A 23,439-nucleotide genomic window follows, 5' to 3' on the forward strand; every position below is an offset into this window, starting at 1 on the left:
TCTCCTTTCTACTGATTTTGTCAGGAAGTCTTCTTGTTCCAGGTCCAGTTACCCTCACTGTCACAAGTAAACTGGTTGATCACCATGCCATCATCCTTGGTGAAGTCGTCACCGCCGGTAACAGTGTTGGTGAACGTAATCTTACCGGTATCGCCGGAAACTGTAACCTCGCCATCCGCGGGATTGCTGCTGTCCTTGGTATACCCGGTGGGAACCAAAATCTCCGTAACGGTGTAATTACCCGCCGGCAGATTGTTGATGGTGGCGGTGCCGGTGCTTGCATTCTCGTTCACCGTCACGCCGACGTTGTAGGTCTTGCCGCCGCCGCTGATCTGGAACAGGAAGGTGACATTGCTTGCCGCAGGAGCATTATTGCCGTTGCTATCCTGCAACTTCTTGGTGATGGTCAGACTGCCAACCGACGGTGTATAGGTGTTGATAAAAGAAGCCGTATTCTCTCCCTTAGCGATGGTTCCCGCGCAAGTGTTAGCAGGGGCAATACTTTCATCGTAAAGGGGCATATCGTAACCAGTCTCTGTGATGCTGTAAGTTGCTCCAGGCATCAACCCAGGAATCTCCAACTTATACTTGGTTTCCTTGTTCGTTGTGTTCTGAGTGACGGTAAATTCAGACAAGGTATAATTGGTGGTGCTTCCGTTTACCGTTACTGCAAAAACAAGCTGGTTTTTGAGTGTATTGAGAGCATCACCCTCCAAACCAATCACCGTTTTTTCAATGGTCAGGGTTTGGGGGTCTACCTGTACGACCGGTTTCGGGAAATAATTGGTCTGATTCACACCATTATAGGCGTATGTGATTTTGGCCTCACCATTGGAATAGAAGCCTTCGCTGCTTTGATGCGTACCAGTATTGGCGTCGCTAACATTCGGATAGCCGCTGTCGGCATACTCCTCATACGCTTTTGCAGTAGGTTCTACCTTAAGAGTTGCCTTATAGGTGTAACCGGCTTCCAGCTCATATTCGGGGGCGAAATTGATCTTGAGCGTTTTGGTAGTTTCCTCATAGCTGACCCAAGCCTTGCTTTGATCAACAGACACTACTTCACCGTTTTTGTTCGTAACAACAAGCGACGGCGATGCATCCACGACAGGCTGGACATAATCACTCAAAGTATCTGTTACAGCCACATTGTTGCACAACAAATGGGTAACATTGCCCTGAATTTTCTCAAAAACACTTTCCAACTCTGTGGTATCTGTAGCAGTAAAGTTCTTGAAGTTTTCTCGGGAAGCACCAACAGAAGCAGAATAAGCTGCATCGCAAACACTTTGAAGAATGCGGTCCGCATCTGTTTCATTGCCGACACGAATACTAAAGAAACCATTCAAATTTGTAAGTTTCCCAGCTTCGCTGGTCGCTCCGTTGATACAATCGTCGTTGGTACTCCCTCCCGGTCCCTTTTGCTCGCCATTGCTATTGTAGTAGAACGTAGGCGCACCATCCGAAAGGAAAATAACATATTTTTGCGCATCAGGGCGTGCATTCAGTAACAAGGCACGTGCTTGCAGGATACCAGCCTGATAGTTGGTTCCCCCTGTTACTCTCTGCACAGTGTTATCAATGATTTCCTGCCCGTTTTTAGTCCAGTAACAAGTCTGTACCGCGTCACGATAATAATTTGTAGCCGTAGTAAGCGTATCACTAAAATGAACCAAAGCGTAGCGAACATCCATTTTGGAGTTTGACTCCATGCTCGTTACAAGCTTACTGACCGCATTGCCAACAGCAGTGATACGGGAAACATTACCCATTGGATCGCTCATGCTTCCTGATACGTCGACCACAAAGATGACATCAGCTTTTGCCGGGTCGGTGATACTCCCCACCTCGCCCGAAAGCGCAAGCTCCAAATTATAAGTCCCATCCGAGTTTTTATCCAAGCGCTTTGATCTCTCAAGTTCAGCTTCAGTATTCACATGTCCAACATCGCCATCATCTGCGTTCCGATAAATGAGTTGGACATTGGCCGCATCGCCATCCAAAGTGTAGTACCCTGTAGTATCATGATTATACACACTATCATACAGGCGAAGTTTGTGGCTAGGGCTGCCTACAAACCCACCGCCGTCTTTAATAATAGCAAAATGACTAACCGGATGAGCATCTCCATTCTTATCAACATAGACAGCACTTTGGAATAAATACTCATCTTCCCCTACAGTGAATGCATCCAAACCGATCTCCGTAAGTTTATCAACAAAACGGATTTTGCTGGTTGTTTCCCTTCCATAAGAAATTGACAAGGTCTCGCCAGCAGGAACTTCCAGATGATTTCCTTCTGTGTCAACAATCTCAAACTCTATCTTAAAATTTTTCCAAGAAGAATACGTCTTGCCTTCCCAAGTAATTGTAAACTTGGAGAAGCTATCCACATCAAAGGCGGCGGTCACGTCGCTGGCGGTGGCGGCCACGCCGGTGACGTCGGCGGCGGGCAGCTCGTTTACGGGCTGGGTCAGGGTGGTGGCGGCGGCCACCTGCTCCACGGTCACATTGCCGTTGGCATCCTCGGCATGGTGCTGTACGGCCAGGGTGGTGGGGTCGGCGTTCTCGGGCAGGATGGCGGGGGCCACCATGACCACGCGCACTTCGCCCTGGGGCTCGACTTCGTTGCCCTCGGCGTTCACAAAGTGAATGTCCAGGGCCAGGTAACCGTCGTATTCCACACCGGCGGCGTCCAGTTCCGCCTGGGCGGCGGCTTCGGCCTCGCCGGTGAGCAGTTCGGCCACCAGGACAGCATCCTCGGGAAGCACGCCTGCGTCATACTCCACCGTCACGGTAGCGACCGTATTGCCGGTGGCATCCTTGACCTCCGCGGTACGGTTGCTGCCCAGGGGGGCCTCGGGGGTGATCTCGTCCTCGATCTCCTCGCCTTTCAGGGCGGCCAGACGGGCGTTGTAGTCCGCCAGGGCCTCCTCGCCCAAGGCGGCCAGGGCGGCGGTCTGCTCTTCGGTCAGAGCCTGCACCGCAGCCAGGAATTCTTCATCGCTCTCGATCGCCATCAGGTCATCCAGAAGGGTCCGGCCGTCCACGGCCTCCGCTCCCTCTTCCGGGGTGGCGGTGGGCTCGGTGGAGGGTTCCGCACTGGGCTCAGCAGAAGGCTCAGCGCTGGGCTCGGCAGAAGGTTCCGCACTGGGCTCCGCACTGGGCTCAGCAGAAGGCTCAGCGCTGGGTTCGGCAGAAGGTTCCGCGCTGGGCTCAGCAGAAGGCTCCGCGGTCGGTTCCGCAGAGGGTTCCGCAGTGGGTTCCGCCGTCGGCTCTGCAGTGGGCTCGGCGGTGGGTTCCGCGGTCGGCTCGGCAATCACGGCCGGGGTATTTTCCGGCGTGGTGCTGTCGGTCGGGGTCGTCTCGGTGACGGCAGGGGTCGATACAGGCACACCACTGTCGGTGGCCAGGATCGGCGTGCTCATCACACCGGCCAGCAGAACGACGGCCAGCAGAACACTGGTGAATCGGCTGAACAGGTTGTGTTTCATGGTCTTTGCCTCCCTACACGGATTTGGTTATTCTTGGACGAACGAGTCGTGGTTTTCTTCGGATAGTTCTTGCGGGGTATCAGGATCGGGCAGCGATTCTTCCACAGCGCTGTCCATCAATTTTATAAGTTCCAGCGCGCTGCGGAAACTTGCTTTCTGGTTTTTTTCCGCCCAGACCACCGTGCCCTGCCAGGTGGCGTTCTGTCGGTGCATTACATGAACTACAAAGGTGGCCATGCGGCCTTTCTGACCGGAAAGCTCCTCTTTGCTCATCCGACGTTCCACCTCTTTCTCTGTTGGGGCAGCAGGTTGACCGCGTCTGAAACTGCGGGGCCGCTGTGCGGCTTGCGGATACCCGATCCTGTCGCACAGATCGTCGATGCAGGCCAGCAGCTGAAACCGGCTGCGAAACGGGATTGCCTGGTCTGTGTAATAGTGGAACAGCCGCCCGATGCATTCGCCGTTCAGGACGCTGTCCACACACACGCTGCACAGGTTTGGCGCCGCGGCATGGATCCCGTGTATCTGCACTGACACCTCGCCCCCTCCCTTTACATGATAAAAGTATGCCACATACCGGTTAACAATTCGGTTAAAAACGCAAGCCCGATTTTTTATCTCGGACATATTCTCCGGAAGGACGCCCTTAGTATGCCATACGAGGGTTAAGCGGGAGGTTAATTTTTTCAAAAAGATTAATATTCTTATAGATTCTTACACTTAACCTCAAAATCGACACTTTTATTTGCCGCGATTTTGGAAGAAGGCTGCAAAAAAGCCACAAAAGTGACAATTGTCCGCATTTTCCGCACTTGTCAAACGGAAAAGATGCGGGTATAGTTATATATAGTAAATCTTATCGCCAGTGGGGCCTGCAGAGCGGAAGGCCCCTGATCCGCCGGTCATCGCACAACGCGGTCGTGCGGAAAAGGAGGAGGATTCTGATGAGCGAAGCTGTTCCGGCATTACAGGTTCGCATGCTGGGGGATTTCACCATGACCTACCAGGGGCAGGTACTGCCGCTGAAAAACAGCCTGTCCACCAAGGCCATGCGGGTTCTGCAGCTTTTGTTGTACCGGGGCGAGCGTGGCATGGCCCGGGAAGCACTTGTGGATTCGCTGTTCTGCGACGATACCAGCGCCGACCCTTTGAATAACTTAAAAGTGACCGTATCCAATCTGCGGCGGATCCTGGTTAAAGCGGGTCTGCCGCCGGAATTCACAGTGCGTGCCAAGAGCAAGCGCTATTATTTTGCGGCCCCCAAGCCGGTATGGCTGGATGTGACCGTTTTTGACGAATGGCTGGACAAAGCCAGCACCGCCGGCACTCAGGATGAAAAGCTGGCCTGCCTGCTGGAGGCGGAAAGCCTGTACACCGGGGATTTTCTGCCCCATCTGGCGGGCAGCGACTGGGCCACCGTGGCGGCGGCCCATTACCGGCAGCGGTATTTTGACTGTGTGCAGCAGCTGGCCGAGATCATGAAAGAGCGCGGCCAGTGGGAAGAGCTGCTCACGGTGGCTACCCGGGCGGCGGCGCTGCATCACCTGGAAGAGTGGCAATGCCTGCGGATCGACTGCCTGATGAAGATGGAGCAGTACCAGGAGGCCAAGGCGGTATACGACCAGGCGGTGCGGGAGCTGGAAGAGGAATTTGTGGCCAAACCCAGCGACGCGCTGGTACAGCGGTTCCATCAGCTGAGCCGGGCCGGGCTGGTAAGCTACGAGACGGTGCATGAGCTGACCGACCAGCTGCAGGAGGATGAACCCGCCCGGGGCGCGTACTACTGCAGTTACCCTAGTTTCATTGATGTGTACCGCACCTGCAGCCGGATGCTGGAGCGCACCGGCCAGAGCGCCTATCTGCTGCTGTACTGGCTGACCGACTCTCACGGGCAGGTGCTGGAGGACGCGCAGAAAGCGGCCCAGGCAGCCCCGAAGCTGAAAACGGCGATCAGTTGCAGCCTGCGCCGGGGCGACGTGTTCACCCAGTACGGGCGGGACCGGTTCCTGGTGATCCTGATGGGCACCAACCGGGAAAACTGCGACCTGGTGGACCGGCGTATCGTGCGCAAGTACAAGGAGGACGCGGCCTGGGGCGTGAGCTTCCGGCACACGCTGCATGCGGTGGGCACCGCCGAGCTGGATCTGGACGACAGCCGCATCTGGCACCCCATTGAAGAATAACGGTACATACCGGCAAACAACGCCGCCCGCGGACAGGTGTCCGCGGGCGGCGTTTGGTTTTTGTTCAAATATCGTCCGGATCGTCGGCGGCGGGCAGGCTGTCCCACCGGCAGCCGGACGGACAGGCGATCTGCCCCGGGCCGGGCTGTGCACCCGGCGGGGCAAGAAACGCAGCGGCAGGACCCTGCTGCGTGATCCCGATATCCACATTGACCAGGCGGCGGATATACCGGGACGCATCGCCCCGGAACAGCCCGGTCTTGTAAAAGCCAATGGAGACGGTCAGGTCGGAGACCACCGCCAGATCGGCGGCGCCGGTATCCCCGTTCAGGCCGCTGTTGATGTCGGCGCTGACCACAAAGGCGCCGTTTTCGCCGGCCCGGTTGATCCATTCCACCGCCTGCCGGGCCGCGCCCCGCAGCGGGCCGGAAAACCCGGTGCCCAGCACGCAGTCCGCCACCGCCGGGGCGGCGGCCAGTTCCGCTTCCCGCCCGGCAAAGGGCAGGATGGGCACACCCAGCGTTTCGGCCCGGGCCAGGTAATGGGCGTTGTCCGGGCTGGCCTTGTCGGACAGGCGGTAGATTGTGCAGGGTATGCCCGCCCGGGCCAGCAGGCAGGCCAGAGCCGCGCCGTCCCCGCCGTTGTTGCCGGGGCCGATCACAATAGCGGTGCCGGCGGGCCAGTCCGCCGCCCGGAAAATCCCCCGGGCCGCCCGGGCCATCAGGGTCAGACCGGGCACCCGGTTGGCGATGGTCCAGGCGTCGCTGGCCCGCATGGTCTCCACCGAAAGAATGGGCTGCATGAAAATCCCTCTCCTTTTTCTTTCCGTATACACAGACAAACAAATTCCGTCCACCCGCCCGTACATCCTTGCAAAATCCGGCGGGCCGGAGGATTCCGGCCCGCGACTTCGGGGGGCCCGGGGGGATCGTTGATTCCCCCGGATCCGCTTACTCCGCGCCTCGTATGGTAAAGGTAAACCACCCCTCGCTGCGGGGGGCCGTCTCATCCACCATCAGATAGGGGTCCCCCGACAGAAAGCCCTCCATCTCCACCTGGCATTCCATCCGCACCTTCCCCCAGGCCAGGGTAAAAGGCTCAAAGGCGGTCTGCTTTTCCAGACGGCCGGGCAGGCTGTAGAGCAGGCCCCAGTTGTTCCACCAGCCGCCCTCCCCCGCCCCAAAGGCGATGGAAACCAGCTGCATATCGTATTCGGGCCAGAAAGCCAGAAAAGTCTCTCTGTCCCATTCCTCCCGCAGGGTCACCGATTCCACAAATCCGTCCGCGCCGGTCTCAATGGTCATCGGCAGCGGGCCGCCGGAAAAATCAACAACATAACTGTAGGGATCGGACTCCGCCCAGCTGCCGTCCGGCTGCAGCAGGTAGGCGGGGTCGCCGTTGTACCGGGCCAGAAAGTTGTAATTGTCGGCAAACTGCTGCGCCGTGAGCGGGCCGGTGTGCGGCACAAAGCCCGCCATCAGCACCAGCACCACGCTCAGGCCATAGCAACCTATCATGCCCAGCACAAAACCCGTGTTCTGCCGCCAATGGCCGGGCTTTACTATATAATGGTATTCCTCTTCCCGGTCCCAGCCGTTTGCCCGGTAGTCGGTGTACTCCTGATAGCTTTTGTACATCCGCCAGAGGGAGACAAGGGGCAGATACAGCGCTGTGCCCTCCCAGAGTACCCGCCGGGTGCGGGCCATTGCCTGGCTCCAGGTCAGGCGGGTACCGTCGGCGTTTTCCACCCGCAGCCCGAACACCATCTTGCCCGGCGTGGCCCCCCACAGATGCAGGCAGACCGGTTCCAGCGCCAGGGTCAGCAGGACGCTTGCCGCCAGGTCCATCCAGGAGACCAGCGTGCCGTGCCGGGTTATGTTGGTGTGGCAGATCAGGGTGACAAACGCCAGAAAGGGCAGCGACCAGATCGCCATGTCCAGCGCCCGGGCAAAGTACCGCCGCCAGGGGCACCAGAGGGGCAGGGGCGCGTCCCGGAAAGGTTCCGGTTCCCGCGGGGAAAGCGGCTGCGGCGCGGGCTGGGGCGCAGCAAACCGGTTCGGGTCCAGTTCCCGGTAGCCCACCCCCGCGTCCCGGATGGCCCGGCAGGTGTCCTGGTCCCGGGCGGTCCGGGCCTGCTGGCATTCCAGTTCAGCCAGACGGCGGGTCAGGGTATCGGACAGTTGGCGCTCGCCGGCCTGCAGGGCGCGGATCTCCTCCAGCGGCACCCCCAGGCGGCGCAGCAGCTTGATCCGCTGCAGTTCGGTCAGATCCGTCTGGGAGTAATCCCGGTAGCCGTTGGTCTGCCGGGCCGGATGGACCAGCCCTTCCTTTTCATAATAATACACGGTGGTCCGGTCCATGCCGGCTGCATCCAACAGTTCCCGGATGGTCATACCGATCCCCCCCTCCTTTTCTGCTTTCAGCATACACTATAGACCGGGTATAAGGTCAAGCTTTTTGCAGAAAAAACGGGCCGCCGGCGCAGATTTTGCGCCGGCGGCCCGAACGATATTCCGGTCAGCCCAGAGGATATTTGACGGCCTCGTCGTACATGGCCAGGATGTTCTCCACCGGGGTGTCCGCCTGGATATGGTGGGCACTGGTGAGGATGTAGCCATCCGGGCCCAGACGGTCGATGGCGCTGCGCACCGCGGCGCGCACCTCGTCCGGGGTGCCGTGGGGCAGCATCTGCTGAATGTCGATGCCGCCATGGAAACACAGCCGCTTGCCGAACTCGGTCTTGATCTTGGTAAAGTCCATCCCGGCGGCCAGAGGCTGCAGCGGGTTCAGCACGTCCATGCCGTTGTCGGCCAGTTCGCCGATCAGGGGATACACCGCGCCGCAGCTGTGGTACATGACTTTTTTGCCGTAGCTGTGGATAACCTTGTTCAGCCGCTCGTGGCAGGGACGCACCAGCTCGCGCCAGAGTTCCTTGGAGAAGAGCAGGCCGTTCTGGGAGGCGATGTCGTCGTAGGTATAAACCATATCAAACTTGTCGCCCGCGGCCTCCATGCAGCGGCGGATGTACTCGCAGAAGAAATCGGTCAGGCGGTTCATGATGCCCGCGGCGATCTCCGGCTCGGTGAGCATGTCGATCATGAACTGCTCCATGCCCCGCAGCGCCCAGGCAAACTCATAGATGCCGCCGGTCTCCAGCTTGATGTAGTAGGTATCATGGGCGTTGCCGATCTTCTTGGAAAGCCCCTCGTAGTCGTAGTGATCCGGATTGGGCCACCACTCGTAGTCGTCCAGTTCGCTGACATCCTCGATGTCCGCCAGCGGGAAGGAAGCATACTCGTCGTAGGTGCAGAACCCGTTGTTCACCAGGCGGCGATGGGTACCCAGCCGGTCGTAAAAGGTGCCGTCCGGCATCTTGCGCAGCGGCGGGCCGATGTAATCCGGCTCAAAGGCGCGGATATCGCTGTGCAGCGCCTGCTGGACCGCTTCCGGGTCCCGGGTGCCCAGATGATCGTACAGTTTTTCCCATACCTCCGGCACCGCCCAGAAATCCAGGGGGATGCGGTCGGGAACTTTGTGGTCCAGGGCGGCGAGTACGCGCTCGCGGGGTGTCATGGACATAATTCGCTCGCTCCTTTCTTCTTTGGGAGGTAGATTACTGCGCGGCCCGGTCCTGTTCGATCAGGATGCGCACCGCGTCGCAGGCCATCTCAATGGTCTCGTCGTTCATGGCAAAGTAGGCCATCACCGCGCCGGCCCGCACGCCCCGGATGGAGGCGATGACAAACAGGGCGGCGGTCTCCATCTCGCTGGCCATCACGCCGGCCTTGCGCCAGGCTTCCCACCGCTCGTGCAGGCGGGCGCTGTTGGGCATGCTGTCGGGATCGTGCTGGCCGTAGAAGGAATCCTTGCACTGGGCAATGCCCTCGGCAAAGTTGAAGCCCCGGGCCTTGGCGGCGCGGCTCAGCGCGTCCACCACATGGCGGTTGGCAATGGCCGGGTACTCGATGGGCACGTAATGGATGGTGGTGCCCTCGTCCCGCACGGCGCCGGTGATCACCACGCCGGACAGGCTCTCGTCAAAGCTGGCGTCGCACACCTTGCCGCAGGTGCCCACCCGGATGATGCACTCCGCGCCGCAGTGGATCAGCTCTTCCACGGCGATGGCGGTGGAGGGGCAGCCCATGCCGGTGCTGGCCACGGTGACCTTTTCACCCAGCAGGGTGCCGGTCCAGACCTTGTGTTCCCGGTTGTGGGCCACCAGCTGGGGGGTGTCCAGATGGCGGGCGATGATATCGGTGCGGAAGGGGTCGCCGGGCAGCAGCACGTAGCGGCCCACGTCGCCCTTTTTGCACTTGATGTGATACTGACGGCCTTCGCTGTCCAGCACTTCCTTGCTCTGAATGTACATACGAGATCACTCCTTTTCAGACTGAATAAGAAAACGGTTATACGGTTTCGGAAGAACGGGGCCGGGCCAGCGCGGCAAACCCCAGCGACGCGGCCAGGGTGATCGCCAGCACCAGCATGGTGTAGGGATAGGCCATCCCCATGCCCAGGGTGGTCAGCAGCGGGCCGGTGATCAGCGGATTGGCGGTGTCGGACGCGCCGCTCACCACCGCCACGGCGGCGGCGGCCAGGCTGGCATGGCTGGGCTTGAGCCCGGTGGCCAGGGTAACGATCACGCTGAACAGCACGCCCAGGAAGAAGCCCGCCACCGCGAGCCCCACAAAGAACCCGGCCGGATGCTGCAGCCAGACGGCCACGCCCAGGGCGATCAGGGCGATCACGCAGTTGCCGATCAGCACCTTGATGGGCGGGGTGCGGCGCAGAATGGCCGTAAAGCAGAGCGAACCGATCATGCTGGCCAGATTATACACCGTCAGCAGGTTGGCGGCAAGGGCTGCCGGCAGATCCAGGCCCTCGGCAAAGGTGGCGGTGTACAGGTTGATGGTGTTGACCACGGCGCTGTAGGCGAAGCAGATCACCGCGAACAGCGCAAATCCCAGCCAGCGCACCCGCAGGCGGATGGCGTGGGCGGTGTGGCCGCCCTCGGTGGCCAGATGGCTCATCTCGGGCAGCTTCATGAACGGCAGAACCAGCAGCATCACCAGCGCCAGTACGGCAAAAGCATAGTAGCTTACATAGAACGGCAGATCCGCGGCCAGGGCCACGCTCATGATGAGCGGCGGCAGGAAACACCCGGCCCCGAACAGCGCCTGCCCGGCACTGAGCATGCTGGCGTAACTGTTGGGATACACGGCGCTCAGGATCACGGGGCAGGCCGCGTCCTGGCTGCCCATGCCCGCGCCGCCCAGAAAGGCCAGCGCCAGGCCCACAAAATAGTTGTGGGTCAGCGGGATACCGCCCAGGAAAGCCAGCAGCAGCGCGGTGCCCAGCAGCAGGCTGGTGCGCACGCCGAAGCGCTCGGTGATCCAGCCGGTCAGGAACACGGTGCTCATCCGGCCCAGCGCGTAGGCGGACTGGATGGCGGCCACCTGGGCCAGGCTGACGCCGAAATGATCCATCAGGTGGGTCATGCTGCTGCCCACCAGGATGCAGGCGGCGCCGGTCAGCAGATACAGGGCAAGGGCCTCAAAGGCCGCCGCCCGATAACGGGGCCGCGCCATAGATCAGACGCAGCGGGACCGGATCGCGGCCACCGCTTCCTCCAGGGTGATCACGTCCTCGCCCACGCCCAGGGCATGGCACACGCGGCTCACGTAGGGCTGTTTGAGCATGGCCTGCTCCAGCGCGGGGAAGTTCCAGAATACCTCCCGGGGGGTGCCGCTGGTAACCACCTTCTTGTTGGCCATTACGATGACCCGCTCGAAGTTGGCCACCACGAACTCCATATCGTGGGAGATGGTGATCACCGTCTTGCCCTGGCGGTGCAGTTCCTTCAGGATGTTGCCCAGGCGGATGTTGCCCTCCAGGTCCTGGCCGGCGGTGGGTTCGTCAAAGATCATCACCTCGGTGTTCATGGCGATGATCGCGGCGATGGTCACGAACTTGCGGGTGGACAGGGGCAGGTTGTAGGGGTTTTCCTCCCGGAACTTCTCCATGCCGGTGATCTCCAGCGCGTAGTCCACCTGTTTTTTCAGGGTATCCTCGTCCAGGCCCATCATCTTGGGGCCGAATTCCACCTCGCCCAGCACGGTGGAGTGGAAAATCTGGTCGTCCGGGTTCTGGAACACGTACCCGACCACCCGGGAAACCTGGGCGGTGGTGTGATCCTTGGTGTTCATGTCGCCGATGATCACATCGCCCTTGCTGGGGCGGTGCAGGCCGTTGAGCATCTTGACCGTGGTGGTCTTGCCGGCGCCGTTCTGGCCCACAATGGCCAGGTTTTCGCCCTTTTCCACCCGGATGTTGATATTGTCCACGGCCAGAAAGCCGCCGGGATATTCAAAGCTGACATCCCGCATCTCGATGTATGCCATGGCTTACTTGCCCCCCTTTCGCATTGCTTCCCCGATGACTTCGCAGGCCTGCGCCTCGGTGACCGGGATGTACCGCAGCGGCACACCGCTCTCCACCAGGCGGTTGCCCAGAATGGCCATCTGGGGCAGCTGCACGCCCTGTTCGGCCAGGGACATATCGGTCAGCACCTTGGCGGTGGCGTCCTTGCGGATCAGGCGGCCGTCCTTGAGCACCAGCACCTCGTCGGCGTACTCCGCCACCAGGTCGATCTTGTGCTCCACCAGGATAACCGTCTTCTTTTCCTTCTTCATCTCCTCGATGATCTTGAACACGCTCTCGGTGCCCTCCGGGTCCAGCTGGCTGGTGGGCTCGTCAATGACCAGGATGTCCGGCTTGAGCACGATAACCGATGCCAGCGCCACCCGCTGCATCTGGCCGCCGCTCAGTTCAAAGGGGTTCTTTTCCGCCAGGTGCAGGATGTTGGTCAGCTTCATGACCTCCAGCACCCGGTCCTCGATCTCGTCCACCGGCACGCCGAAGTTTTCCAGGCCGAAGGCCACCTCTTCAAACAGGGTGTCCTTGACGCCGCTGATCTGGTTGAAGGGATTCTGGAACACATAGCCGATCTTCAGCGACAGCTCGCCGGGGCCGTGATCCACGGTGGGCTTGCCGTGCACCAGCACCTCGCCCTCCAGCTCGCCCTTGTAGAAGCTGGGGGCAAAGCCGCGGATCAGGGAGCACAGGGTGGTCTTGCCGGAACCGTTCTCGCCGATGACGCCGTAGAACTTGCCGGCCTCCAGGGAAAAGCTCATATCCCGGATGACCGGCTCGTCGGTCAGCGGGTAGGAATAGGTCACATTTTTAAATTCGATCACAACACCCATAGTACGATCCTCCCTGCGATCACGGCTACCGCCACCACGATGGCAATACCGGCAGCCAGCGGCTCCTTGCCGGATTTTTTCAGTTCGAACAGATGGGTCTTGGGTCCGTTCACGTCAAAACCCTTGGATTCCAGCGTGAGCACACGTTCCTCGGAACTGGTGATGGCGCCCACGATCAGCGGCACCAGCGAGGGGAAGAACGCCTTGGCGCGCACGATCATGTTGCCCTCGGTCTCCACGCCGCGGGCCCGCTGGGCGTTCATGATGGTGCGGCTGTTCTTGCCCAGCACGTCGATCATCTGCAGGCTGCTGATGAACACGTACGCCGCCTTGTAGTTCATGCCGGAATCTTCCAGCGCCCGGGTGAACTCCTTGTTCTCGGTGGTCTGGAACATCCACACGAACATGCCCGCGATGTTCAGGATGGAGAAGCTCAGGCCCAGGCCGCTCTTCAGGCCGGCCTGGTAGATATGCAGAAAGCCCAGCTGCCAGACCACCACTTCGCTGGGGATCAGCAGCGACTGCACCACCAGGATCAGCCCGGCGATGAACAGCACCGCCCGGAAGGCGTGCAGAAAGCGTTTCCACACGCCGCTGGCCGCGCTGAGGATGGGAACGATAAAGAACCAGGGGATCAAAAACAGCGGGTAGTTGCCCTCGCCCACCCCGATGGTGCCCAGCACAAAGGAACAAATGGCATACAGGCACAGGATCAGGAATTTGCAGGAGGGATACAGCGCCGCGATGGGATTGCTCTTGTGAAGCTGCAGCTTTTCTCTCCACATATGTACGTCACCTCTTCTGATGGATGGATATAAAGTGCCGCCTCCGCAGGGAGGCGGCAAAGCATACGCAAAGGGTTACTTGCCGGCGGTGGTCTTTTTGATGTAGTTCTCGCCGCAGCCGAACTTAACCAGGGTGCGGGCCGGGATAACACGGATGACCAGGTAGCCGATCAGGAAGGAGATGATGCGGTCCATCACGGTCCAGATGCCCTCGGTGCCGATAACCGCCGCCCAGATGTTGGCGCCCGCCGCCATGGCCGCCGCGGTGATCAGGGAGGTGCCGGAACCGGTCACGCCGCCGTAGACCAGAACCACGATGGGGGCCGCGCTGGCGATGGACACGAAGGCCATGATGACCATGGAGATCAGCCACTTCCACCAGGTGCCGAACATCTTGCCGCGGGCCAGGAAACCGGTGACCAGGCCGGCCAGCACGTTAACGGGGATAAACGCAAAGTTGACCGGGTTGGCGATACCGGTGACCACGTTGGTCAGGCCGCCGGCCACAGCGCCCACCCAGGGCCCGCACAGCATGCCCGCGAAGATGGTGCCGATGGTATCCAGATACATGGGCAGCTTCAGCAGGCTGGCCAGCTGGCCGCCCACGAAGTTGACCGCCACCGCAATGGGGATGATCAGGATCGCAAGCATGGAAAAATCGCTTTTGATGGAATGTTTTTTCTCTTTCATGATGTACCTCCTAATTTTGACGGGTGTGTATGCGGACAAAAAGCGTGCGCGGCGGCCCATCGTCCGCCGCCCGGGCCGCCCCGGGGGTCGACACGCGTTATACCAACTACGTACAGTATACTACGATTCTACTTTGTTGACAAGATTTATGTATAATTACCCATGATTTTTGTCGATATGTTCATGTATATCGGACATTTTATAGGCGCATCTCACAAAAAATGAGGGGTTTTTGTAAAAGTTTGATGGGAATTGTTTGTGCAAAACAGACAGAATTCAAAAAGGGGATTCCATTGACGCAAGTTTTAATTTACACTATAATAAAAGATTAAAAACTTATAAGGAGGCATCCCCCAATGGACAAACGCAAGATCATCATCGACACCGACTGCGGCTCGGACGACGCCATGGCCATCGCCATGGCCCTCAACGACGAACGGTACGAGATCCTGTTCTTCACCACCGTATCCGGCAACGTCCACGCCCACCAGGCGGCCACCAACACCCTGACCACCATCGAGCGGGCCGGCAGCTACGAGCCGCCGGTGTACATCGGCTGCACCGAGATGCTGCTCAAGAAGCTGGAGTTTGCCTACGAGACCCACGGCCAGGACGGCATGGGCGATATCGGTCTGGTGCCCACCCGGCTGAAGGTAGCCCCCGGCAACGGCGTGCTGAAAATTCTGGAAGCGCTGGAAGCCCATGAGCCGAACACCATCGACATCATCACCCTGGGCACCCTGACCAACATCGCCGTGGCCATGCGCCTGGCGCCGGACACCATGCGCCGGGTGCGCCGGATCGTGAGCATGGGCACCGCGGGCCTGGGCACCGGCAACGTAAGCCCGGTGGCGGAGTTCAATATCTGGCAGGATGCCGAGGCCGCCCGCATCGTGACCGAGTTCGGCGTGCCGCTGGTGTATGTGGGCTGGGACGCCTGCCTGGGCGACGCCATCCTGGGGCCCGACGACCTGAAGCGGCTGACCGAGAGCGGTCCGCTGGGCCGGTTCGCGGTGGAGTGCAACCGCCAGCTCATGGAGATGAACGAGCAGCGTTTTGGCTACCCCTGCCTGGATATGGCCGACCCGGCCGCCATGGCCGCGGCGCTGGAGCCGGACTGCATCGCCGAGTGTGACGAATACTATTGTGAGGTGGATACTTCGAACGGCCCCAGCTACGGCGGCGTGCTGGTGGACACCTACCGGTTCAGCGGCAAGCAGCCCAACGCGGCCATCTGCAGCAAGCTGCATGCCGACCGGTTCAAGGAATACCTGTTCCGCACCCTGGGGGCCTGATCCTGCGTTCCCTCCGCGGGATGCCTGCGCGTCCCGCGGCTTTTTCTTAACAGAAAGGAGTTCTGACCATGCAATCCATCCTGTTCGTGTCCCACTGCATCCTGAACACCGCCGCCAAGGTGGTGCTCTACAACCAGGCCGAGATCGACGCGGAAGAGCAGCTGCGCCGCCGCTTTGTGGGCCGCGCCCTGGAAACCGGCGTGCAGCTGATCCAGCTGCCCTGCCCGGAGTTCACCCTCTATGGCGCGCACCGCTGGGGCCATGTGAGCGACCAGTTTGACAACCCGTTTTTCCGCGACCACTGCCGCCGCATCCTGGAACCGGTGCTGCAGCAGATGGAAGAATATCTGGCCTGCGGCGAACGGTTTGAGGTTCTGGGCGTTGTAGGGGTGGACGGAAGCCCCAGTTGTGGGGTAGACTATACCTGTACCGCCGATTGGTACGGCTCCTTTGACGGCCGCCAGGGCCTTGACGATACCCTGGCCTCCTGCCAGCTGGTGCGCCGCCCCGGCGTGTTCATGCGGGTGCTGACCGAAATGCTGGCCGAGCGCGGCTGGCAGGACCGGGTGATCGTGCGCTCGCTGTTTGCTCCGGAACCGGAGAAATGCATGGGTCTTTTGCCGGCAGATTAAGCAAGATGTACAATATCTTGTTGGATTGTTTGACTTGATTGTATCATGTGCCGAGGCCTGCAAAAAATGCCAATTGTCACCTATTTTGCGAAAAGCGTGTGGATATTATGGACAAATATTTACTGGATTGCTTGGACAAAGTGCTGACGGAAGCCTTCTCTCCCGCCGGCTGGCGGAATCATGCCGCCCCGGAACTGGCCGCTTTGTGTGCCCACGGCTGCGCCCTGCATGAGCTGGAAGCCGGGCAGCCGTTCATCCAGGGCGGGTTTCCGGCCCGCACGGTCTGGGTGCTGGTGCGGGGGGCCGCGCAGGTGATCTGCTACAACCGCAAGGGCAGCTGTAGCGTACAGGACGCCCCGGAAAAGACCCAGATGTTCGGCCTGATGGAGCAGCTCAGCGGTTACGACAGCTACACCGCCACCGTGGTGAGCAGCCGTCCCAGCCTGATGTTCAGCATTCCGGCGCCGCTGATGATGGACGCGCTGGAGGTCAGCGTGCCGCTGCTGCGGCTGGCTTTGCAGGATCTGTGCATCCTGGCCGAGCGGGCCATGAACCGCACCGAATACCAGGCGCTGCACCATCCGCGGGACAACCTGGCCATCTTTCTGCACCACAACTGCCGGGACGCCCGGGAGTTCCCCCACACCATCCGGATCACCCGCCGGGAAATGGCGGAGCAGCTGCACATCCACCTGCGCAGCCTGTACCGGTATCTGGACGATCTGAAGATGGACGGGCTGTGCTCGGTGGTGCACGGGCACATCACCATCACCCGGGAGCAGGCCGATCTGCTGGCGGCCTACTGCCAGGGACTGTAATCAAAAAGGAGGGCGTATTTGCCATGAAGATTCTCTGCGCGGGCTCGCTGAACATCGACAAGGTGTATCAGGTGCCCCATTTTGTACAGGCCGGGGAGACCCTGGCCGCCGCCGGGTTTGCCCAGGCGGCAGGAGGCAAGGGCCTGAACCAGACGGTGGCCCTGGCCCGGGCCGGGGCCGGGGTGCGCCACGCCGGGGCGGTGGGCGCGGACGGCGGCCTGCTGCGCCAGACCCTGCGCCAGGCGGGGGTGGACGACAGCCTGCTGGCCGAGAGTTCCCTGCCCACCGGCCACGCGATCATCCAGGTGGACCCCAAGGGGCAGAACAGCATCATTGTCACCGCCGGGGCCAACGGCGCGCTGGAGCGGGACTACCTGTCCGCCATGCTGGACGGCTGCGAGGCCGGGGACATTCTGCTGCTTCAGAACGAGACCAACGAGCTGCCCTGGCTGCTGCAGGAGGGCCGCCGCCGGGGGCTGACGGTGGCGTTCAACCCCTCCCCCATCACCCCGGAACTGCTGGACTACCCGCTGGACTGCGTGGACATCCTGATCCTGAACGAGATCGAGGGCGCCGCCCTCTCCGGCGAGAACGACCCGGCCCGGATCCCGGCGGCGCTGCGGGCCCGGTATCCCCGTGCCCGTGTGATGCTGACCCTGGGCGGGGACGGCTGCGTCTACGAGGACGACACCCAGACGGTGCGGCAGGGCATCTTCCCGGTCACCGCGGTGGACACCACCGCCGCCGGGGATACCTTCTGCGGGTATTTCCTGGCCTGGCTGGCCCAGGGCGAGCCGGTGGCCCAGGCGCTGCGGGCTGCCTCGGCGGCGGCGGCGCTGGCGGTGTCCCGGCCGGGGGCCGCCCCCAGCATTCCCCAGCGGGAGGAAGTGCTGGATTTTCTGTGCAGCCACTGACCGGATCCGAAAAATATGCTATACTATCGGGGAGAGGGTCCGGACGGCCCTCTCCCCTGCTGCCGTTCCACATTGGCGGGGCGGCTGTTTTTTTGGCCCAATCACGGCATTTTCCAAGGAGGAACCATGACCCGAGACCTGACCCAGGGCAGCGTGCGGCGCGCCCTGATTCTGTTCAGCCTGCCCATTATGGCGGGCAACCTGCTACAGCAGTTCTACAACGTGGCCGATACCCTGATCGTCAGCCGCTGGCTGGGCCCTACCGCCCTGGCGGCGGTGGGCTCTTCCGGCAGCCTGATGGTACTGCTCACCAGCGTGCTGCTGGGGCTGTGCATGGGCAGCGGGGTGGTGTTCAGCCAGCTGTACGGCGCGGGCAACGCCGACGACCTGCGCCGGGCCGCCTGCAACGCTTTCGGGCTGATCGCCGCGCTGAGCCTGGCCCTGACGGTGCTGGCCTCGCTGTTTCTGCGGCCCATTCTGCTCTGGCTCAACACCCCCGCCGAAGCCCTGCCCGACGCGCTGGCCTATATGCGGGTGATCCTGCTGGGCATGCCCGCGGCCTTTGCCTTTAACTTCGGCGCGGCGGTGCTGCGGGCGGTGGGCAACTCGATGGCGCCGCTGCTCATCACAGTGGCCGCCGCGCTGGGCAACGTGGGGCTGGACCTTTTGTTTGTGGTGGGCCTGCGCCGGGGCACCGCCGGGGCCGCCGAGGCCACAGTGCTCTGCCAGTACGGGTCGGCGGTGCTGGCCCTGGGCATTCTGCTCATCACCGTGCCCGGCCTGCGCCCCACCCGGGAGGACTGGCGCCCCGACGGCGCGCTGCTGCGCCGGCTGGGCCGCAGCAGTGTGCTCACCAGCCTGCAGCAGTCGGTGATGAACTTCGGCATCCTGCTGGTGCAGGGGCTGGTGAACAGCTTCGGCGTCACGGTCATGGCCGCCTTTGCCGCCGCCGGCAAGATCGACAGCTTTGCCATGATGCCCGCCACCGATTTTGGCAACGGGTTCGGTACCTTTATTGCCCAGAACGCCGGCGCGGGCAAGGCCGGCCGCATCCGCAGCGGCATCAAGGAGGGCATCCGGATCACCGCCTGCTTCTGCGCCGCCATCTCGGTGGGGGTGGTGGCCTTTGCCCCGCTGCTCATGCAGATCTTTATTGATCCCGCCGAAACCGAGATCATCGCCGTGGGGGTGCAGTACCTGCGGATCGAGGGCGCCTGCTACGTGGGCATCGGCGTGCTGACCCTGCTGTACGGCCTGTACCGGGGCCTGGAGCAGGCCCAGATGTCGATTCTGCTGTCGGTGGTATCCCTGGGCACCCGGGTAGCGCTGGCCTATCTGCTGGCCCCCATCCCGGCCATCGGCCTGCCCGGCATCTGGTGGGCGGTGCCCATCGGCTGGTTTCTGGCCGACACGGTGGGCCTGGTCTACTTCATCCGCCGCCGCGCCCGCCTGCTGCCGCCCGAGGCCTGACCGTTGCCGGGCTGGTTTTCCCTTTTATGCCACGCCGCCGCCGTTTTCCCTTTTATGCCACGCCGCCGCCCCTTGATTTTGGGGCGGCGTTTTGTTATAATTTGCACGTTACCATGTGGGCCATTAGCTCAGCTGGTCAGAGCCGGCGGCTCATAACCGCTTGGTCCCGGGTTCAAGTCCTGGATGGCCCACCACCTCGCCGCAAGCCGTATCGCTTGCGGCGATTTTTTATTGCAGAAGTTCCCGCTTTCCGGCAGTATATGGCCGCTGAATCCAGGCCGGCCGCTTTTTTGCAATTTTTTTGCCCGGACAAAACGTATACAGATATATAGTCTCTGCCATCCGATTCTGCCAAAAGGATACGCAAATCGCCTCTTCTTTGAGAAATATGGAGGGAACTATGAAAAAAATCGATTGGGAAAACTCACAGATCCGAACGTTGTTTGCCGCTGTTCTGATTTTTGCAACTCCCGTCTTGCTGGCAGCCGGCTTTTGCTTTGTAGTCCTCTATGGTGTTGCCCACAACGCCAAGGGCGATCCCAACTGGCAATTTTATAATTTTGAAACCCAGTCGCTTACCGAAATCGAGGCCTTTTGCGGAACGGATTGGTTGTTGGACAGGTTTGCCTCCCTGCAGGCGGATCACACCTATTACCAGCTCTCAATCAGCCAGAAGAACGCGTTTGAAAACCCCGATTGCTGGGAGAGCCTGTATGTGTCAGTAAATTACGGCGAAAGCCGGTTTGACACCAAAGCCAGCCAGATATCCTGCTACCTGTATTTTGATCCGGACAAGCGGAACCCCTCGTTTGAAGAATTTATGGAACAGTATCCAACCGAAACCATGGAGACCGGCGAACATACCGTCACCTTCATCGAATGGTCAAAAGAGGATGCGGAGTCATTCGGATCAAGTCTTTCCGTCGATTCCGAATACCATGCCTGGGCGCTCTTCACCCATAACGGTGTGACCTGTCATCTGGAAACCTCCTCGCAGGATCCGGACTTCTTTGAGACTACGCTGGAACATATCCTGTAGGTTGCTTGCCGCCGGGCCGGATGCGTTCTGCAAAGCATTGCCCCCTGTGCCCCTGACCGGATAGCCGTTGTATTGCAGGCAAGAGATAGCCCTTGATATTCTTCCTGACCCGAACACACCCCCGCGCATCCTGCCGGCAATGGCAGAATGCGCGGGGGTGTTTGTCTTATTTATCCATCCTCTGCCCGGCCCATTCATACCGGCCGGTAAGATCCTGGGCTATGGCCCAGACCAGGAGAGCCGCACCGGTCAGCAGTACCGCCAGGGCCATCCACCAGTGGTTGTACGGAAAAAAGTTTGACGAGGCGTTTTCGTTGCTTGCCCCCACGGCATTTTCCATGGTGGGGATTCTCTGCCTGTCCCCGTATATTGCCCTGGCTGTGCGGACACTTTTATCGCCGCTGTGCCGTTTGGCGGGGATCGATCCCGGCATGCTGGCAGGGCTTCTGCCCATTGATATGGGCGGCTATCAACTGGCCGGCGAACTGGCCGACAACCAGGTTCTGGGGCAGTATGCCGGCCTTGGTGTCAGTTCTACGCTGGGCTGTACGCTGGCCTTTACCATTCCGGTGGGGGCAAGCCTGCTGCCGCAGACCGACCAGGAAGCCTTCGCCAAGGGCGTTGTGATCGGCCTGCTGGGGCTGCCGGTTTCCCTGTTTACGGAGTGGGTACTGCTGTGCGATGTATCGGTCCGGCTTTTTTTGCAGCAGAACGCCATACCGCTGCTGATTGCCGCCGCCGGTGGGATTGGCCTTTGGAAGTTTACGGACAAAGCCCTGTGGCTTTTTCAAAAATACGTCAGGCTTCTGCAGCTGATTTTAACGGTTGGTCTGATGCTGGGTGCCGTTGCTTACCTGTGCCGCCTGCCGCTGAATATTGTGCCTGTGCTGGACGCTATGAACACCGTGTCCGGAATCGCCATTTTTCTTCTGGGAAGCCTGCCGCTTGTGCTGCTTTTGCAGCGGCTGCTGAACCGTCCGCTGACGGCACTGGGAAATCGGCTGCAGATCGGCGAGGACGGCAACATGGGCCTGCTCATCGGTGCGGTGTCCCCTCTTCCCACCCTCTCTATGATGAGCCGCATGAACGAAACCGCCAAGGTGATCAACGCCGCCTTTCTGGTAAGCGGGGCTTCTGCCTTAGGTGCCCATCTGGCTTTTGTGTATTCCGTCAATCCCCAGGCAACCCTTACCGTCCTGTGCGGAAAACTTCTGGGGGGTTGTTTTGCCGCTCTTCTTGCCTGCGGGATCGTCCGCACCACCGGACGCAATTGAACGCCAGAAAGATCCAGCCTCTTTGAGCCGACGGCTGGGGCTGCCGCCTCTTTTTTTCCAATTTCTCTTGACTGTGAACCGGCTTCATAGTGTATGCTGAAGACAGAGAAAGGGGGCGCAGGCCATGACCATCCGGGAAATTCAGGCGCGCACCGGGCTGGACCGGGCCACTGTTTACTACTACGAGCGGGAGGGCCTTATCTCCCCTGCCCGGCAGGCCAATGGCTACCGGGACTATTCCGACGCTGACCTGACCGCGCTGCGGCGCATCCGGCTGCTGCGGCAGCTGGGGCTCAGCCTGGAGCAGCTGCGGGCGGTGCAGGCCGGGGCCGAGGCTCTGCCCGACATTCTGGCCGGCCGGCTGGCCGAACTGGAGCGCCAGCAGACGGACAACGCCCGGGCGCTGGCGGTGTGCCGGGCCATCCGGGAAACCGGAGTGGCCTTTGATCAGCTGGACCCGGACGCCTTTGACCTGGCGGCGGGCCCGGCGGTGCGGGATGTACCCCGCCCGGCCCGGTGCGGGGCGCGGCGGGCGCTGGCCCGGGCACTGGACGCGGCGCTGTGCACCCTGCCGGTGACCGCCCTGCTCACCCTGGCGCTGCACCGCAACCCGCTGCGGGAATGGCCGCTGTTTCTGGCGGCGGAACTGGCGGGGGTGCTGCTGCTCACCCGGCTGCTGGAACCCTGGCTGCTGGGCCGGTTCGGCGCCACCCCCGGCAAGGCGCTGCTGGGGCTGCGGGTGGAGGACGCGGGCGGCGGCACGCTGACCGGGGCCCAGGCTGCGGGCCGCACCGGGCAGCTGCTGCGGTTCTGGCGCTGGCCCCGGGCGCTGCGGCAGTACCGGAAAGCCGGCCTTTGCCCCTGGGACGAGGCGGGCAGCCTGCTGCTCACCGCCCGCCCGGCGAAAGCCTGGCGGTGCGGGGCCGCCGCCCTGGCGCTGGCGGTGTGGCTGGCCGCCACCGGCGCGCTGGGAATAATGGCGGGCTTCCCGCCCCACACCGGGCTGCTGACCGCCCGGGAGTTCATGGAGAACTACAACTTCTACGCCCGGTTCGAGGGCTTCCCGGAAGATCAGCTGGTCCCCTGGGACGACCTGGACGAACCCACGGGCCGGCATCTTCTGTCGCTGGGCAACCGGCGCGGCGCGGTGGGAGAGTACGCCACGATAGCTCTTTCCGGTGACCCGGTAGTAGATAATGTGTATCTGCTCTGGGTCTGGGAGGGGGATGAATTCCAGGTGTCCTGGCCGCTGCGGGAGATGCAGCGGATCGCCCGGGCCATGGCTGCCGGGGAGGGCGGCTGGACCGCGCTGTGGCGGCTGCCGGAACTGGACGCGGCCCTGGCACAGCAACCGCCCTTTGCCGAGTTCGAGACCGATTGGGGATCGCTGCGGCTGGGGGCCAGCGTCAACGCTGACGGCTATACGCTGCGCGACGGCCAGCTGGTTTATACCGGGGGCGTGAACTTCCCCGATGTGTTCTTCTCCTTCATGGTCTGGAAAGGATAGAAAAAGGCGCATACAGCACAAAACGGGCCCCGGCGCAAGGCAGAAACCTTGCGCCGGGGCCCGGAATTTTTTG

The 23,439-nt window shown here is 61.2% G+C and carries 20 protein-coding genes and 1 tRNA gene; 10 read left to right on the forward strand and 11 right to left on the reverse strand.

The window, feature by feature from the left end:
* Positions 1-20: 20 nt before the first annotated feature.
* Both B5E65_RS07895 and B5E65_RS07900 read right to left on the reverse strand, forming a co-directional pair.
* The gene (locus tag B5E65_RS07895) at positions 21-3,494 is read right to left on the reverse strand and encodes a DUF7604 domain-containing protein (protein ID WP_087171225.1); all 3,474 of its coding nucleotides are present in this window, start codon (positions 3,492-3,494) and stop codon (positions 21-23) included.
* A 27-nt stretch (positions 3,495-3,521) separates the two neighbouring features.
* The gene (locus B5E65_RS07900) at positions 3,522-4,031 is read right to left on the reverse strand and encodes a hypothetical protein (protein WP_087171226.1); all 510 of its coding nucleotides are present in this window, start codon (positions 4,029-4,031) and stop codon (positions 3,522-3,524) included.
* A 407-nt stretch (positions 4,032-4,438) separates the two neighbouring features.
* Between B5E65_RS07900 and B5E65_RS07905 the strand changes: the two genes are divergently transcribed.
* On the forward strand, positions 4,439-5,677 hold the full coding sequence (locus B5E65_RS07905; protein WP_087171227.1) for an AfsR/SARP family transcriptional regulator: 1,239 nt from the start codon (positions 4,439-4,441) through the stop codon (positions 5,675-5,677).
* Between the two features lie 64 nt (positions 5,678-5,741).
* Here B5E65_RS07905 and B5E65_RS07910 read toward each other — a convergent pair whose 3' ends face one another.
* The 9 genes from B5E65_RS07910 to B5E65_RS07950 all read right to left on the reverse strand — a co-directional run bounded on the left by B5E65_RS07910 (position 5,742) and on the right by B5E65_RS07950 (position 14,417).
* Positions 5,742-6,479, reverse strand: coding sequence for an NAD(P)H-hydrate epimerase (locus tag B5E65_RS07910; protein WP_158098542.1), 738 nt, complete (start codon positions 6,477-6,479; stop codon positions 5,742-5,744).
* 148 nt (positions 6,480-6,627) lie between these two features.
* Complete coding sequence (locus B5E65_RS07915; RefSeq protein ID WP_158098543.1) at positions 6,628-8,070, reverse strand: MerR family transcriptional regulator; 1,443 nt, start codon at positions 8,068-8,070, stop codon at positions 6,628-6,630.
* A 124-nt stretch (positions 8,071-8,194) separates the two neighbouring features.
* Positions 8,195-9,256 (reverse strand): uroporphyrinogen decarboxylase family protein, encoded by a 1,062-nt coding sequence (locus B5E65_RS07920; RefSeq protein WP_087171230.1) that lies wholly within the window; start codon positions 9,254-9,256, stop codon positions 8,195-8,197.
* A 34-nt stretch (positions 9,257-9,290) separates the two neighbouring features.
* Positions 9,291-10,046: a nucleoside phosphorylase gene (locus B5E65_RS07925; RefSeq protein WP_087171231.1), complete on the reverse strand. Its 756-nt coding sequence runs from the start codon at positions 10,044-10,046 to the stop codon at positions 9,291-9,293.
* A 37-nt stretch (positions 10,047-10,083) separates the two neighbouring features.
* Positions 10,084-11,265, reverse strand: a complete 1,182-nt coding sequence (locus B5E65_RS07930; RefSeq protein WP_087171232.1) for an MFS transporter — start codon at positions 11,263-11,265, stop codon at positions 10,084-10,086.
* A 3-nt stretch (positions 11,266-11,268) separates the two neighbouring features.
* A complete protein-coding gene (locus tag B5E65_RS07935; RefSeq protein WP_087171233.1) occupies positions 11,269-12,078 on the reverse strand; it encodes an energy-coupling factor ABC transporter ATP-binding protein in 810 nt (269 codons plus the stop codon).
* 3 nt (positions 12,079-12,081) lie between these two features.
* Positions 12,082-12,942 carry an energy-coupling factor ABC transporter ATP-binding protein gene (locus B5E65_RS07940; protein WP_087171234.1) on the reverse strand — a complete coding sequence of 287 codons (861 nt, stop codon included), beginning with the start codon at positions 12,940-12,942 and terminating at the stop codon, positions 12,082-12,084.
* Positions 12,930-13,727, reverse strand: coding sequence for an energy-coupling factor transporter transmembrane component T (locus B5E65_RS07945; protein ID WP_087171235.1), 798 nt, complete (start codon positions 13,725-13,727; stop codon positions 12,930-12,932). The genes B5E65_RS07940 and B5E65_RS07945 overlap by 13 nt, the downstream gene beginning before the upstream one ends.
* 75 nt (positions 13,728-13,802) lie before the next feature.
* On the reverse strand, positions 13,803-14,417 hold the full coding sequence (locus B5E65_RS07950; RefSeq protein WP_158098544.1) for an ECF transporter S component: 615 nt from the start codon (positions 14,415-14,417) through the stop codon (positions 13,803-13,805).
* 356 nt (positions 14,418-14,773) lie between these two features.
* On the opposite strand from B5E65_RS07950, the gene B5E65_RS07955 reads away from it, so the two are divergent.
* The 9 genes from B5E65_RS07955 to B5E65_RS07995 all read left to right on the forward strand — a co-directional run bounded on the left by B5E65_RS07955 (position 14,774) and on the right by B5E65_RS07995 (position 23,366).
* Positions 14,774-15,712, forward strand: coding sequence for a nucleoside hydrolase (locus B5E65_RS07955; RefSeq protein WP_087171237.1), 939 nt, complete (start codon positions 14,774-14,776; stop codon positions 15,710-15,712).
* A 68-nt stretch (positions 15,713-15,780) separates the two neighbouring features.
* The gene (locus B5E65_RS07960; RefSeq protein WP_087171238.1) at positions 15,781-16,344 is read left to right on the forward strand and encodes a CD3072 family TudS-related putative desulfidase; all 564 of its coding nucleotides are present in this window, start codon (positions 15,781-15,783) and stop codon (positions 16,342-16,344) included.
* Between the two features lie 107 nt (positions 16,345-16,451).
* Positions 16,452-17,162, forward strand: coding sequence for a Crp/Fnr family transcriptional regulator (locus B5E65_RS07965; RefSeq protein ID WP_087171239.1), 711 nt, complete (start codon positions 16,452-16,454; stop codon positions 17,160-17,162).
* A gap of 23 nt (positions 17,163-17,185) precedes the next feature.
* Positions 17,186-18,076, forward strand: coding sequence for a ribokinase (locus tag B5E65_RS07970; RefSeq protein WP_087171240.1), 891 nt, complete (start codon positions 17,186-17,188; stop codon positions 18,074-18,076).
* Positions 18,077-18,202: 126 nt separating this feature from the next.
* Positions 18,203-19,546, forward strand: a complete 1,344-nt coding sequence (locus B5E65_RS07975; RefSeq protein WP_087171241.1) for an MATE family efflux transporter — start codon at positions 18,203-18,205, stop codon at positions 19,544-19,546.
* A 117-nt stretch (positions 19,547-19,663) separates the two neighbouring features.
* Positions 19,664-19,740, forward strand: a tRNA-Ile gene (locus B5E65_RS07980).
* 206 nt (positions 19,741-19,946) lie between these two features.
* Positions 19,947-20,585 carry a hypothetical protein gene (locus tag B5E65_RS07985; RefSeq protein WP_087171242.1) on the forward strand — a complete coding sequence of 213 codons (639 nt, stop codon included), beginning with the start codon at positions 19,947-19,949 and terminating at the stop codon, positions 20,583-20,585.
* Positions 20,586-20,806: 221 nt separating this feature from the next.
* Entirely contained in the window at positions 20,807-21,859 is a 1,053-nt protein-coding gene (gene eutH / locus B5E65_RS07990; protein ID WP_087171243.1) for an ethanolamine utilization protein EutH, read from the forward strand.
* A gap of 124 nt (positions 21,860-21,983) precedes the next feature.
* Positions 21,984-23,366 carry a MerR family transcriptional regulator gene (locus B5E65_RS07995; RefSeq protein ID WP_087171244.1) on the forward strand — a complete coding sequence of 461 codons (1,383 nt, stop codon included), beginning with the start codon at positions 21,984-21,986 and terminating at the stop codon, positions 23,364-23,366.
* Positions 23,367-23,439: the final 73 nt, after the last annotated feature.

This window comes from Gemmiger sp. An120 (genome assembly GCF_002160955.1).
Lineage (GTDB): Bacteria > Bacillota > Clostridia > Oscillospirales > Ruminococcaceae > Gemmiger_A > Gemmiger_A avium.